The sequence below is a fragment of the Pseudomonas sp. NCHU5216 genome (genome assembly GCF_052156495.1).
Lineage (GTDB): Bacteria > Pseudomonadota > Gammaproteobacteria > Pseudomonadales > Pseudomonadaceae > Aquipseudomonas.
Genome location: NZ_JBQLIX010000012.1, coordinates 96,753 through 110,087, shown reverse-complemented (window position 1 = coordinate 110,087; position 13,335 = coordinate 96,753). Strand labels below are relative to the sequence as shown.

Genomic DNA, 13,335 nt, shown 5'->3' with positions numbered 1-13,335 from the left:
GCTCTTGAACCTTGAGCGCACTGCCACCAACTGCTTTGCAGCTATATCCGAAAGCCCTACCCCATCTCCCCCAATTGCTGCAGCAAGCCCTTGCGCGCCTCGCGCGGGGCCACGCCGGTCCAGCGTTTGAAGGCACGGCGGAAGTTGCGTACGTCGCTGAAGCCGGTCTGCACCGCCACTTCGGCGAGGGGCAGGTCATCACGCCCGAGCAGAACCAACGCACGGGCGCGGCGGCTTTCGTCGATGATGCCCTGGTAGCTCAAACCCGCCGACTCGATGCGCCGACGCAAGGTGCGTTCGCTGATGTTGAGCTGGCGCGCCAGTTGCGCCAAGGAAGGCGGCGCGTCCAGTTGCTTGCGCACTTCGCGTTGCAGCCCTTCGATCAGTTCCGAGCGCTCCTGGTCGAGCCAGCGCGCTTCCTTGAGCAGTTCAACCACTTCGGCCGCCACGGCGTCATCCCGCGTCGCCAGCGGCATGGCCAGCCAGGCGGAATCGAACTCGATGGCGTTGACCTGCTCGGCAAAGCGCACCGGGCACTCGAACAGCGCCTCGTACAGTTCGGCGTGAGCCGGACGCGGGTAGTCCAGGCATAGCAGGCGTGGCCTCAGCCGCGCAGCGCTGAGGTGGCGCACGATGCTGAGCGAACTGGAGAAGGCTTCCTCCATGTAGAAGGCCTGCACGTCCGGCTCGTAGAACAGGGGCGTGAGCAGCAAGCGTGCGCTGTCGCCCTGAATCTCCAGGTCATGGCCGAGCATCGCTCCGGCATGCCGTTGGAATTGCAGCCCCAGCTCCAGGGCCTCACCAAGGGTCGCGCAGGCCTGCATGCCAAGGCCGACCAGCCCGAGGGATACCGCGCTCTGCCGCCCACCGACAAGCAGGCCCAGGCCGTTATCGCCGACCTGCTCGATCACCCGCCGCACCAGCAGGTAGCTCTGCCGATGCGACAGACGAAAGCCTGGCCTGGCCAGGTCGGTCGGGGTGAAGCCCAGCCCCAGGCAAACCCGCTCGGCATTGCCCTGGCGCTCGGCCACGACGCGCAGCAAGGCGCGCGAGACATGAGCGGGCGCCGAGGCGTTGGAAAAGCGCGGATCGGCAATGTCTTTCATGGCGGCATGAGTCCTCACGATGGCGGCGTGCTGTGCCGATGATAAACGACAATCAGGCTGTCCGTTCCGGCCCCCTTTGCTGTCCGTCAGCGACCTGATCAAGGCGACTGGCTGGGGATAACGTGAGCGTCACGATTCCAATAACGGAGGCGATCATGCCTAACGACGTGCCTTATGTGGATTGCGGCGACAGCGTCTGCATCATCGGCGGCGGCCCCGGCGGCCTGTGCATGGCCCGCGCCCTGAAACGCCAGGGCCTGGATTACCAGCAGTTCGAGCGCCACAGCGATTTCGGCGGCGTGTGGGATCTGGAAAATCCCGGCACGCCGATGTACGAGTCCGCGCATTTCATCTCCTCGCGCGACCTTTCCGGTTTTCTCGACTACCCCATGCCCAAGCACTTCCCGGACTACCCGAGCAACCGGCAGATCCTCGAATACCTGCGCTCCTTCGCCCTGGCCTTCGGCCTCTACGACAAGGTGCGTTTCAACACTGCAGTGGAGCGCGTGGACAAGGATGAGGACGGCCGCTGGATCGTCACCCTGAGCAATGGCGAACGCCGTCGCTACCGCGCGCTGGTGTGCGCCACCGGCTGCAACTGGGATCCGAACATGCCGGAGATCAAGGGCCATTTCAGCGGCGAGATTCGCCACTCGGTGACCTACCGCCGCCCCGAGGAATTCAAGGGCAAGCGGGTCATGATCATCGGCGCGGGCAACTCCGGGGCGGATATCGCCTGCGATGCCGCCGCCAACGCCGACAAGGCCTTGATCAGCCTGCGCCGGGGCTACCACTTCATTCCCAAGCACATCTTCGGCCTGCCGGCGGATGAAGTCGGCGAGAAAGGCCCGCAGTTACCCATGTGGCTGACGCGTCTGCTGTTCGGCGGCATCTTGCGCCTGGTCAACGGCAACCTGACCCGCTTCGGCCTGCCCAAGCCGGATCACAAGTTGTTCGAGAGCCACCCGCTGCTCAACAGCCAGTTGCTGCATCATCTGCAGCATGGCGATATCCAGGTGCGCCCGGACGTTTCCCACTACGAAGGCGACCAGGTGGTGTTCAAGGACGGCAGCCGCGAAACCCTCGACCTGGTGCTCTACGCCACCGGCTACAAATGGAGCTGCCGCTACGCCACCGACTACTTCGAGTGGAAAGGCGGGCGCCCGCAGATGTACCTCTCCATCTTCAGCCGCCAGCACCACAACCTGTTCGGCATCGGCTATCTGGAAACCAACTCCAGCGCCTACAAGCTGTTCGACAACGAGGCCCATCTGATCGCCTGCTACCTGGCCGACCAGCTCCAGCGTCCGCTCCTGGCCAGGGAGTTCGAGGGGCTGATCCAGCACGACGACCCCGATCTGTCCGGTGGCATCCAGTTCGTCAAATCGCAGCGCCACGAGGTGTACCTGGAGGTGCACGCGCTGAAGAAGCACATGCAGCGGCTGCGCCACCGCATGAACTGGAGCGACCTGAGCGAAGGCTATTTCGCCCCCGTGCGCCAGCAGCCGGGCTACGTCGCTGTCCCCCTGTCACGAGCCTCCTGAGCGAGAATCCCCATGAGCGAAGTCATTCTCATCACCGGCGCGGCAGGTGGCATCGGCCAGTGCCTGTGCCGGCAACTGATCCAGCGCGACGTGCAACTGATCCTGGCTGATCGCGATGCTGCGCGCCTGCAAACGCTGTGCGCCAGCCTGGGCGAACGGGCCACGCCCTTCTCCCTCGACCTCACCGACGAGCAGCAGGTCGAGGCGCTGATCAGCTTCATCGGCGAACGCTTCGGCCGCCTCGATGCCCTGATCAACAACGCCGCCATCGTCCATGTCGAGCCCTTCGCCACGCGCAGCCATACCAGCATCCGCCGCGAGCTGGAGATCAACCTGCTGGCTCCGTTGCTGCTGACGCGCCAGGCGGTCAGCCTGCTGGAGGCCTCGCGCAATGCGCGGGTGGTCAGCACCGTGTCGATCGCGGGTATCTTCCCCACCGCCGAAAGCCCCATCTACAGCGCCAGCAAGTTCGGCCTGCGCGGCGCCATGCTGTCGCTGGCCCTGGAGTTGGAGCCGCGTGGCATCAAGGTGTGCTGCGTGCTGCCCTCGGCCACCGACACGCCCATGCTGCGCCAGGAAGCCATCGATGGTGGCAATGCCCTGCAGTTCATGGATCCACCGCAAGCGCCGCAAGCGGTGGCCAGCAATATCGTGCGCATGCTCGACAAGCCGAGCCTGGAGAGTGCGCCGAAACGCAGCGAACTGTGGCTGACCAAGCTGGTGATGCTCTTCCCCAACCTGCTGCCGCGCCTGCTGCCGTTTTTTCAGAGCCGTGGCGAGCGTGGTCTGCAACGCTATCTGCAAGGCCTGGAGGCGCGCGGCCTGGCCGAGCGCAAGGACGGCAAGTGGCAGCTTATCGGCGAGGCCCTCGACTGACGCCTGGGTTTTGCCAGGGATGGTGTTTACCTGCTCCGGCCTCTACAGCCCGCTGCCGGCCAGTCGAAGACGCCACAACGCGCTGGCTGGTGCGTGGAACGCTTCTTGAATGCCGTGAGAGACCTGCGTTCCAGCGGAGCATCAAGGTGTCCTACACAGCAACGGACAGGTCTCATCGTGTTGGCGTTCTGGCCTCGGCAGCCACGGGCCTGGTGGCGTTCATCCAGCGGAGCGGGGGTGACCCGGATCGTATCCTCGGGCGCGCCGGCATCGACCCCGAATGCCTCAGCCAGCCGACCCTGAGCCTCGATCTGCACCAGTATTGCGCAGTGTTCGAGGAGGCCGCACGGCAGACGCACGACGCGCACTTCGGCCTGCGCTATGGGCGCCAGTTCAAGCCCGACGCCCTGGGCCTGCTCGGCTACATCGGCATGAGCTCGGCCACCCTCGGCGACGCCCTACGCAACGTGGTGCGGGCCTTTCCCTACCACCAGCAGGGCAGCCTGCTCAGGCTCGACGAGCAAGGCCCGCTGTGCCGGCTGGACTATCAGGTACAGCACGGCAGCATCCTGCACAAACGCCAGGATGCCGAGCTGTCGCTGGGCATGTTCTTCAACCTGATGCGCCACGCCCTCGGCACGCGCTGGGCACCGGAGCAGGTGCATTTCGAGCACGCCCGACCGGAGGCCTGGTATGAGCACTGCAAGGCCTTCGATGCACCGGCCTTCTTCGATCAGCCAAGCAATGCCCTGGTGTTCCAGCGCAGTGTGTTGGAACAGCCTATGCCGGGGCGTGACGCTCGCCTGCTGGCGCTGATGTTCGACAACCTGCGTCAGCTTGCCGGCAACACGCCTGAAGGCGCGCCACGCCCCGGCCTGATGGATGAGGCCAGGCGGCATATTCGTCTGTTGCTGGAAAGCGGCGAACCCAGCCTGGAGAAACTGGCCGACGCCCTGCGCCTGCCCAGCTGGACGCTGCAACGCCGCCTCAACGATGAAGGCCTGAGCTTCTCGACCCTGCTCGACCAGACCCGCCGCGAACTGGCCGGCCTGCACCTGGAACAGGGCGTTTGCCTGGCCGAGATCACCGCCCTGCTCGGCTATTCCGAGCTGAGCGCCTTCTCCCGCGCCTTCCGCCGCTGGCATGGGCTCAGCCCACGGCAGTGGCGGCAGGCGCGCCAGGGCACTGGACGCAATTAGCTTCTGGCCAGGACGGTTTCAAGCACTTGCAGGAAGCGCTCGCCCTGGGCTGCGCTCAGGCACAGCGGTGGGCGGATCTTGAGCACGTTGCTGGCCGGCCCGGAAGCACCGATCAGCACGCCCTCATCACGCAGGGCATTGACCAGGCGCCGCGCGCCACGGGTATCGGCGCGCCCCTCGCCATCGAGCACGTCGACGCCAATGAACAGACCAGCGCCGCGCACCTCGCCGAGCTGCGCATAACGCGCGGCGAGGCTGCCAAGCCCGGCCTGGAGCAAGGCCCCGACCCGCGCCGCATTGGCCTGCAAGCCTTCCGCCTCGATCACCTCCAGCACCGCCAGGCCCACCGCCGCCGCCACCGGGTTGCCACCGAAGGTATTGAAGTAAGCCGCGCACTGGCCGAAACGCTCGACCAGGTGCGGCTGGCAGATCACCCCGGCCAGCGGGTGACCGTTGCCCATCGGCTTGCCCAGGGTCACCAGGTCGGGCACCAGGCCATGCCGCTGGAAACCCCAGAAGTGGCTGCCGGTGCGGCCAAAGCCGGGCTGCACTTCGTCGGCGATGAACAGCCCGCCCGCTGCACGCACGGCGGCCACCGCCTCGGCAAGAAAGCCCGGCGGGTCGGCGAATACGCCATCGCTGGTGAACAGGGTATCGACCAGCAGGGCTGCCGGGCGGATGCCATGCCGGCGCATGTCCGCCAGTGCCGCGCGCACCTGCGCGGCGAACTGCGCGCCCACCTGCTCCGGCTGCTGTGGCCGGTGCAGCGGCGCATCGACCAGGCGCGCATCGCCGGCCAGCGGCACGTACTCGCCCATCGACGGCGACAGCTCGGCAATCGCCGTGGTGATGCCGTGGTAGGCGTAGCGAGTGACGATCACCCCCGTGCCGCCGCTATGGTCGCGAGCGATGCGCAATGCCAGGTCGTTGGCCTCGCTGCCGGTGCAGGTGAACATCACGTGCGCGGGCATCTCCGGCAGGGTCGCCAGCAAGCGCTCGGCATAGTCGAGGATGCCGTCGTGCAGATAGCGGGTATGGATGTTCAGCTCCCCCGCCTGGCTGGCCATGGCTGCCACCACGTGCGGATGGCAATGCCCCACCGAGGGCACGTTGTTGTACAGATCCAGGTAGGCGCGCCCCGCGCTGTCGAACACCTCGGCGCCCCGCCCGCGCACCAGGTGCAGCGGCTGGTCGTAGAACAACTGGTAAGCCGGCCCCAGCAGACGTTGCCGCCGCTCCACCAGGCGCTGACGCGCAGCATCCAGGCTGGCGATCTGTTCACTCTCGAAGGCATTGACCTTGAGCATCCTGCGCCTCCGCCTCAGCCCAGCGCCTGCAACGACTCGGGCAGGATCTGCCCACCGTCGATGATCAGGCTCTGCCCGGTGATGTAGCCCGCCTCACGCGAGGCGAAGAACAGCGCACCGGCGGCGATGTCGTCGACACTGCCGAGGCGCCGCAGCGGCACCGAGGCGGCCATGCTCGCCACATAGTCCGCGCCCATCTCCTGCAGCCCTTCGGTCAGCACGTTGCCGGGCAGCACGGCGTTGATGGTGATGCCGTCGCGCGCCAACTCGATCGCCGCGGTGCGCATGAAGCCCAGTTGCGCCGCCTTGCTCGCGCCGTAATGGGCCCAGCCGGGAAAGCCGGTGACCGGCCCGGTGATCGACGAGGTGAGGATCACCCGCCCGTACTCGGCCTGGCGCAGATAAGGCAACGCCGCCTGCACGCAGAGGAAGGAGCCCTTGGCATTGGTCGCCAGCACCTGATCCCAGTCCGCCTCGCTCAGTTCGTCGAGGCTGCCGGAGGGGAAGATCCCGGCATTGCAGCACAGCACATCGAGGCCGCCGAAGGCCTGCGCCACCTCATCGACCAGGCCACGCACCGACGCGGCACTGGCCACGTCGGCGACGAAGCCGTGCACGTCCAGCCCCTCCTCGCGCAAGGCCGCGACGCAGGCGGCGAGCCGTTCGCCATTGCGTGCGCTGAGCGCCACGCGTGCGCCTTCGCGGGCAAAGCCGCGGACGATACCCAGGCCAATGCCGGCACTGCCGCCGGTAACCAGTACACGCTTGCCTTGCAGGGAAGTGAACATGGAGGGCTCCTCATCGAATGGATGACGCCATCCTCGCCCTCCCCCACGCCAAACACTTGACCGCAGAACACAAGTTGCGCGGCGAGCGATCAAATCCACCCTTGCCGGGGCGCTGTCTGTGCCGAGCGGTCAAGTTTTCGCCAGGCGCGGTCAAGCCGCCTGCTCGCGCCATGGCGATGCTGGCCTCATCGTCAGCCATCAGGAAAGCTCGCCATGATTCAGGCCGCCACCTTCGATCACCTGGCCGAGGCCATGCTCGCGCGTTATCCCGCGTCATGCCGGGGCCGCCTGCAATTGCTCTGCCTGTCGGAGAACGCCACCTACGCCGTGCATGGCGACGGCGGGCGCCATGTGCTGCGCCTGCACCGCCCGGCCTACCACAGCGCTCAGGCGATCCGCAGCGAACTGCACTGGCTCGACGCCCTGCGCGCCTCGGGCGTGGAGGTGCCCAAGGCCCTGCCCGGCCTGGATGGCGACTGCCTGCAGCAGCTCGAACTGGCCGGCCAGCCCCGCCATGCCGTGCTGTTCGAGTGGATCGAGGGCACGGAGCCGGATCCTCGGCAGGATCTGCTGGCCTCCTTCGAGCGCCTGGGTGCGATCAACGCCCGCCTGCATCGCCAGGCCCGCGACTGGCGCTTGCCAGCGGGCTTCGAGCGCCTGCGCTGGGATCACGCCAGCATGCTCGGCGCCGATGGCCACTGGGGCGACTGGCGCCAGGCGCCCAACCTGAGCGCGGCGCAGCAGCCGCTGATCGAGGCCACGCTGTTGCGTCTGGCCGAGGAACTGGCCGCCTATGGCCAGAGCAGCGAACGCTTCGGCCTGATCCACGCCGACCTGCGCCTGGCCAACCTGCTGGTGCAGGGCGAACGCACGCGGGTGATCGACTTCGACGACTGCGGCTTCGGTTGGTACCTGCACGACCTCGCCTCGGCCCTGAGCTTTCATGAGGATCATCCAGACGTGCCGCGCTGGGTCAGCCACTGGCTGCAGGGCTACACCCGCGTGCACAGCCTGAGCGACGCCGAGCTGGCGATGATTCCGGCCTTCGTCGTGCAGCGCCGCCTGCAACTGTTGGCCTGGACGGGCACCCATGCCGAAACGCGCACCGTGCAGGAACTGGGGCCGGACTGGGCCAGCCGCTGCCTGCCGCTGTGCGAGGCCTATCTGGAGGGGCGGCTGCGCCTCTACTGAGCCGGGCGCAACAGCACCTCGCTCAAGGCCTGCGCTGCGCTGGATAGCTGGCGCCCAGCCAGGTGCAACAGGCCGACGCGGCGCGACACCTGCGGCTCGCTCAGCGGCAGGCAGCGCGCGCCGAGATCCTCCATCTGCTGCCGGCACAGTTGCGGCACCGCGCTGACGCCCAGGCCTTCGGCGACCATGCGCCCGACCGTGACCAACTGGTGGCTCTCGAAGGCCACCGGCAGCTTGCCGTGGCGGGCGATCACGCTGTCTTCCAGCAGCAGGCGCACTGCCGAAGGCCGTTGCAGGGTGATGAAGGGCTGCTCCAGCAACTGCGCCCAGGTCAGCACTTCGTGGTCGGCCAGATGGCTGACTGCCGGCACCACGGCGACGAAACGATCCTCGTACAGCGGCGTGAATTGCAGGCCATCGAGGGTTGCTGGCTCGAAGGCGATGCCCAGCTCGACGCGACCGTCGCGCACCATCTCCATCACCTGCTCGTTGATCACGTCGTGCACCGCCACATTGACCCTAGGGTAGGCGTCGCGAAACGCGCGCAGCACCGCCGGCAGGCGGTTGCCGGCGAACGACGGCATGGCCGCCACCGCCACCTTGCCCATCTGCAGGGTGAAGTGCTGGCGCAGCAGGTCCTCGGCGTTGTCCCAGTCGGCCAGCAGGCGCACGGCGATCGGCAGCAACGTCTCCCCCTCGGGCGTCAGCGCCACGCTGCGGGTGGTGCGCACCAGCAACTGGCCGCCGAGCGACTGCTCCAGGTTCTTGATCGCCAGGCTCAACGCCGGCTGCGACAGATGCAGGCGTTCGCAAGCCTGGGCGAAGCTCAGGCTCTGCGCCACGGCGAGAAAGGCGCGTAGCTGCTTGACGGTCATTGATTTATTTACCTGATCAATCAAGAGAAAAAACAAACTTAACAAATAAGCTCACAGCGCAGAAGCTTGGCCTCACACCCGATAACAACAAAGAGGCAGCCTCGAATGAGCGGACTCGACAAACGCGTCGCCAGCTACGCAGAAGCCCTGGACGGCCTGCAGGACGGCATGACCGTGCTGGCCGGCGGTTTCGGCCTGTGCGGCATCCCCGAGAATTTGATCAATGAGATCCGCCGCCGTGGCGTGCGCGACCTGACCGTGGTGTCCAACAACTGCGGTGTCGACGGTTTCGGCCTCGGCGTGCTGCTGGAAGACCGGCAGATCCGCAAGATGATTGCTTCCTACGTCGGCGAGAACGCCCTGTTCGAGCAGCAACTGCTCTCCGGCGAGCTGGAAGTCGAACTCACCCCGCAGGGCACCCTGGCCGAGAAGCTGCGCGCTGGCGGCGCCGGCATCCCCGCCTTCTTCACCGCCACCGGCTACGGCACCCCGGTCGCCGAAGGCAAGGAAGCGCGCGAGATCAATGGCCGCCACTACATCCTCGAGCCGGCCATCACCGGCGACTTCGCCATCGTCAAAGGCTGGAAGGCCGACCACTTCGGCAACGTGGTCTACCGCCACACCGCGCAGAACTTCAACCCGGTGGTCGCTACCGCCGGGCGCATCACCGTGGTCGAGGTCGAGGAGATCGTCGAACCCGGTGAACTCGACCCGACGCAGATTCACACCCCCGGCATCTACGTCGACCGGCTGATCTGCGGCAGCTTCGAGAAACGCATCGAAAAACGCACCCTGCGCGCCTAGGAGAGACCGGCATGGCACTGACCCGTGAACAAATGGCCCAGCGCGTGGCCCGCGAGCTGCAGGACGGCTTCTACGTCAACCTCGGCATCGGCATCCCCACCCTGGTGGCCAACTACGTACCCGAGGGCATGCAGGTGATGCTGCAGTCGGAGAACGGCCTGCTCGGCATGGGCGCCTTCCCTACCGAAGACGAAGTGGACGCCGACATGATCAACGCCGGCAAGCAGACCGTTACCGCGATCAAGGGCGCGGCGATCTTCGACTCGGCGCAATCCTTCGCCATGATCCGTGGCGGCCACGTCGACCTGACCGTGCTCGGCGCCTTCGAGGTGGACGTGCGCGGCAACATCGCCTCGTGGATGATCCCCGGCAAGCTGGTCAAGGGCATGGGCGGTGCCATGGATCTGGTGGCCGGCGCCGACAACATCATCGTCACCATGACCCACGCCTCGAAAGACGGCGAATCCAAGCTGCTGGAACACTGCAGCCTGCCGCTGACCGGCTGCGGCTGCATCCGCAAGGTGCTGACCGACCTAGCCTACCTGGAGATCGACAACAACGCCTTCATCCTGCGCGAACGCGCGCCGGGCGTAAGCGTAGAGGAGATCGTCGCCAAGACCGCCGGCAAGCTGATCGTTCCCGAGCACGTGCCGGAAATGAGCTTCTAAAGTTGTCTACCGTCTCGAAGGCGCCACCACGCATGGCGTCTTCGGGGCGTTTTTCTGCATTGTGGGAGGGGCTTTCGGCTCGGGCATCCTGCTTCGCTCTACCTCCTGCATCCATGCAGTCGTAGCGGCGAGCCTTTCTCGTCGCGGCTAAAGCCCCTCCCACAATACGCGGCCCATCAGCCGAGAGGAGTCACCCCATGCAAGACGTCGTCATCGTCGCCGCCACCCGCACCGCCATCGGCAGCTTCCAGGGCAGCCTGGCGGAGATTCCCGCGCCGGAGCTCGGCGCCATCGTCATCAAGCGCCTGCTGGAGCAGACCGGCCTCGACGCCGCCCTGGTCGATGAAGTGCTCCTCGGCCAGGTGCTGACCGCAGGCTCCGGCCAGAACCCCGCACGCCAGGCCGCCATCCGCGCCGGCCTGCCCCATGCCGTGCCGGCCATGACCCTGAACAAAGTCTGCGGCTCGGGTTTGAAAGCCCTGCACCTGGCCACCCAGGCCATCCGTTGCGGCGACGCCGAGGTGATCATCGCCGGCGGCATGGAGAACATGAGCCTGTCACCCTATGTGCTGCCGAAAGCGCGTACCGGCTTGCGCATGGGCCACGCTCAGATGCTCGACAGCATGATCGTCGACGGCCTGTGGGACGCCTTCAACGACTACCATATGGGCATCACTGCGGAGAATCTCGTCGAGAAGTATGGGATTTCCCGTGAAGCCCAGGACACTTTCGCCGCCGCCTCGCAGCAGAAGGCCGTGGCGGCCATCGAGGCCGGGCGCTTCGATGCCGAAATCACCCCAGTACTGATCCCGCAGCGCAAGGGCGACCCCATCGCCTTCGCCCGTGACGAGCAACCGCGTGCTGGCACCACCGCAGAATCCCTGGCCAAGCTCAAGCCCGCATTCAAGAAAGACGGCAGCGTCACTGCCGGCAACGCCTCCAGCCTCAACGACGGCGCCGCTGCCGTACTGCTGATGAGCGCAGCCAAGGCACAAGCGCTGGGCCTGCCGGTGCTGGCGAAGATTGCCGGCTATGCCAATGCCGGGGTCGACCCGGCGATCATGGGCATCGCCCCGGTATCCGCCACTCGCCGCTGCCTGGACAAGGCCGGCTGGAGCCTGGCCGATCTGGATCTGATCGAAGCCAACGAGGCCTTCGCCGCCCAGGCCCTGGCCGTGGGCCAGGAGCTGGGCTGGGATGCCGACAAGGTCAATGTCAACGGCGGCGCCATCGCCCTTGGCCACCCCATCGGCGCCTCCGGCTGCCGCGTGCTGGTGACCCTGCTGCACGAGATGATCCGCCGCGACGCGAAGAAGGGCCTGGCCACCCTGTGCATCGGTGGCGGTCAGGGCGTGGCCCTGGCCATCGAGCGCTGATCCGTAGGGTGGATCACGCTTCATCGATCCACCGTTTTGGTGGATGTAAAAAGCGACATCCACCCTACACCGTAGCCCGGATGAAATCCGGGGAAATCTGGCAGGGAATTCCCGGATTGCATCCGGGCTACGCCAAACCGCTCGGCCTGGTGTCGGGCGTTGTCATATCCATTGCAACGACCAGGCGCAGCTAGAATCCCTGGTCAAAGCCACACAACCATAAGAAAGAGGCATCCCCCCATGTTCAACACCCTCACTCGCATGAGCGTGAGCCTGGTACAGAAGTACCTGCCTTCACCCTTCGTCTTCTCCGCCTTGCTCACGCTGGGCGTCCTGCTCGCCGGCATCGTCTCCACCGGGCAATCCTTGCCGGCCATGGTGCAACACTGGAGCAGCGGTTTCTGGACCTTGCTCGGCTTCGCCATGCAGATGGCGCTGATCTTCGTCACCGGCCATGCCCTGGCCAGTGCACCGATCATCAACCGCCAGCTCGACCGCCTCGCCGGCATGGCGCGCACGCCGGGCCAGGCGATCATCATGGTCACCCTGGTGGCGCTGGTCGGTTGCTGGCTCAACTGGGGCTTCGGCCTGGTGATCGGCGCCGTATTTGCCCGAGCCCTGGCGCGCAAGGTCAAAGGTGTCGACTATCCGCTGCTGGTGGCCTCGGCCTACTCGGGCTTTCTGGTCTGGCACGGCGGCCTGGCGGGTTCGATCCCGCTGTCGATGGCCACCGGTGGCCCGGATCTGGCACGCATCACCGCCGGCGTGCTGACCAGCCCGGTGAGCATCAGCGACACCCTGTTCAGCCCGCTCAACCTGACCATCGTCGCCCTGCTGGCCATCGGCCTGCCGCTGCTCAACCGCGCCATGCACCCCCGGCAGAACGCCAAGGTGGCCGATGCCGCGAAGCTGGTGGAATCGCGCGCCGAACTGCCGACCCGGGAAACCCCGGCGCAACGCCTGGACGACAGCCGCATCCTCGGTCTGGCACTGGTGGCCATGGCCGGCATTTACCTGTTCAACCACTTCGCCAGCAAGGGCTTCGTCCTCGGCCTGGACGTGGTCATCGCCATCTTCCTGTTCTGCGGCCTGCTGATGCACGGCACCCCGGAGCGCTACATGCGCGCCGTGGACGAAAGCGTGCGCGGCATCGGCGGCATCGTCCTGCTGTTCCCCTTTTATGCCGGGATCATGGGCATGATGATGGGCGCCAACGCCGACGGCATCTCCCTGGGTCGGCAGATCAGCGAGGCGTTCATTTCCTGGTCGTCGGCCGACACCTTCCCGCTGCTGGCCTTCTTGAGCGCCGGCGTGGTCAACGTGTTCGTGCCGTCCGGTGGTGGCCAGTGGGCCGTGCAGGGGCCGATCATGCTGCCAGCCGCTCAGGCCCTGGGCGTCTCGCCCACCGTCACCGCCATGGCGATTGCCTGGGGCGACGCCTGGACCAACATGATCCAGCCGTTCTGGGCGCTGCCACTGCTCGGCATCGTCGGCCTCGGCGCGCGCGACATCATGGGCTACTGCCTGATCATGCTGCTGTATTCGGGCGTGGTGATCTGCGGCGCGTTCTACTTGCTCGGCTGAATCACGCTGCAGCAGAC

The 13,335-nt window shown here is 66.4% G+C and carries 12 protein-coding genes; 8 read left to right on the top strand and 4 right to left on the bottom strand.

Features of this window, described 5'->3' with window-relative positions:
- Positions 1-56 precede the first annotated feature (56 nt).
- On the bottom strand, positions 57-1,106 hold the full coding sequence (locus ACSVIK_RS11370) for an AraC family transcriptional regulator (RefSeq protein WP_442444429.1): 1,050 nt from the start codon (positions 1,104-1,106) through the stop codon (positions 57-59).
- A 155-nt stretch (positions 1,107-1,261) separates the two neighbouring features.
- Between ACSVIK_RS11370 and ACSVIK_RS11365 the strand changes: the two genes are divergently transcribed.
- The 3 genes from ACSVIK_RS11365 (at position 1,262) to qhpR (ending at position 4,725) form a co-directional block, all read left to right on the top strand.
- Positions 1,262-2,650, top strand: coding sequence for a flavin-containing monooxygenase (locus tag ACSVIK_RS11365; RefSeq protein ID WP_442444428.1), 1,389 nt, complete (start codon positions 1,262-1,264; stop codon positions 2,648-2,650).
- 12 nt (positions 2,651-2,662) lie between these two features.
- Positions 2,663-3,526 carry an SDR family NAD(P)-dependent oxidoreductase gene (locus tag ACSVIK_RS11360; protein WP_442444427.1) on the top strand — a complete coding sequence of 288 codons (864 nt, stop codon included), beginning with the start codon at positions 2,663-2,665 and terminating at the stop codon, positions 3,524-3,526.
- 146 nt (positions 3,527-3,672) lie between these two features.
- Positions 3,673-4,725 carry an AraC-like transcriptional regulator QhpR gene (gene qhpR / locus ACSVIK_RS11355; RefSeq protein ID WP_442444426.1) on the top strand — a complete coding sequence of 351 codons (1,053 nt, stop codon included), beginning with the start codon at positions 3,673-3,675 and terminating at the stop codon, positions 4,723-4,725.
- On the opposite strand, the gene ACSVIK_RS11350 is transcribed toward qhpR, so the two are convergent.
- Both ACSVIK_RS11350 and fabG read right to left on the bottom strand, forming a co-directional pair.
- Positions 4,722-6,032, bottom strand: a complete 1,311-nt coding sequence (locus tag ACSVIK_RS11350; RefSeq protein WP_442444425.1) for an aspartate aminotransferase family protein — start codon at positions 6,030-6,032, stop codon at positions 4,722-4,724. The two genes, qhpR and ACSVIK_RS11350, sit on opposite strands and share 4 nt — an antisense overlap.
- A gap of 14 nt (positions 6,033-6,046) precedes the next feature.
- The gene (gene fabG, locus ACSVIK_RS11345; protein WP_442444424.1) at positions 6,047-6,820 is read right to left on the bottom strand and encodes a 3-oxoacyl-ACP reductase FabG; all 774 of its coding nucleotides are present in this window, start codon (positions 6,818-6,820) and stop codon (positions 6,047-6,049) included.
- A gap of 213 nt (positions 6,821-7,033) precedes the next feature.
- On the opposite strand from fabG, the gene ACSVIK_RS11340 reads away from it, so the two are divergent.
- Positions 7,034-8,011, top strand: coding sequence for a phosphotransferase enzyme family protein (locus ACSVIK_RS11340; protein WP_442444423.1), 978 nt, complete (start codon positions 7,034-7,036; stop codon positions 8,009-8,011).
- Here the strand turns inward: ACSVIK_RS11340 and ACSVIK_RS11335 are convergent.
- Positions 8,005-8,886: a LysR family transcriptional regulator gene (locus tag ACSVIK_RS11335; protein ID WP_442444422.1), complete on the bottom strand. Its 882-nt coding sequence runs from the start codon at positions 8,884-8,886 to the stop codon at positions 8,005-8,007. The genes ACSVIK_RS11340 and ACSVIK_RS11335 overlap by 7 nt on opposite strands.
- A gap of 105 nt (positions 8,887-8,991) precedes the next feature.
- Between ACSVIK_RS11335 and ACSVIK_RS11330 the strand changes: the two genes are divergently transcribed.
- The 4 genes from ACSVIK_RS11330 to ACSVIK_RS11315 all read left to right on the top strand — a co-directional run bounded on the left by ACSVIK_RS11330 (position 8,992) and on the right by ACSVIK_RS11315 (position 13,318).
- On the top strand, positions 8,992-9,690 hold the full coding sequence (locus ACSVIK_RS11330; protein ID WP_442444421.1) for a CoA transferase subunit A: 699 nt from the start codon (positions 8,992-8,994) through the stop codon (positions 9,688-9,690).
- An 11-nt stretch (positions 9,691-9,701) separates the two neighbouring features.
- Positions 9,702-10,358 carry a CoA transferase subunit B gene (locus tag ACSVIK_RS11325; RefSeq protein ID WP_442444420.1) on the top strand — a complete coding sequence of 219 codons (657 nt, stop codon included), beginning with the start codon at positions 9,702-9,704 and terminating at the stop codon, positions 10,356-10,358.
- A gap of 197 nt (positions 10,359-10,555) precedes the next feature.
- Entirely contained in the window at positions 10,556-11,734 is a 1,179-nt protein-coding gene (locus ACSVIK_RS11320) for an acetyl-CoA C-acetyltransferase (RefSeq protein WP_442444419.1), read from the top strand.
- Between the two features lie 240 nt (positions 11,735-11,974).
- The gene (locus ACSVIK_RS11315; protein ID WP_442444418.1) at positions 11,975-13,318 is read left to right on the top strand and encodes a short-chain fatty acid transporter; all 1,344 of its coding nucleotides are present in this window, start codon (positions 11,975-11,977) and stop codon (positions 13,316-13,318) included.
- Positions 13,319-13,335 lie beyond the last annotated feature (17 nt).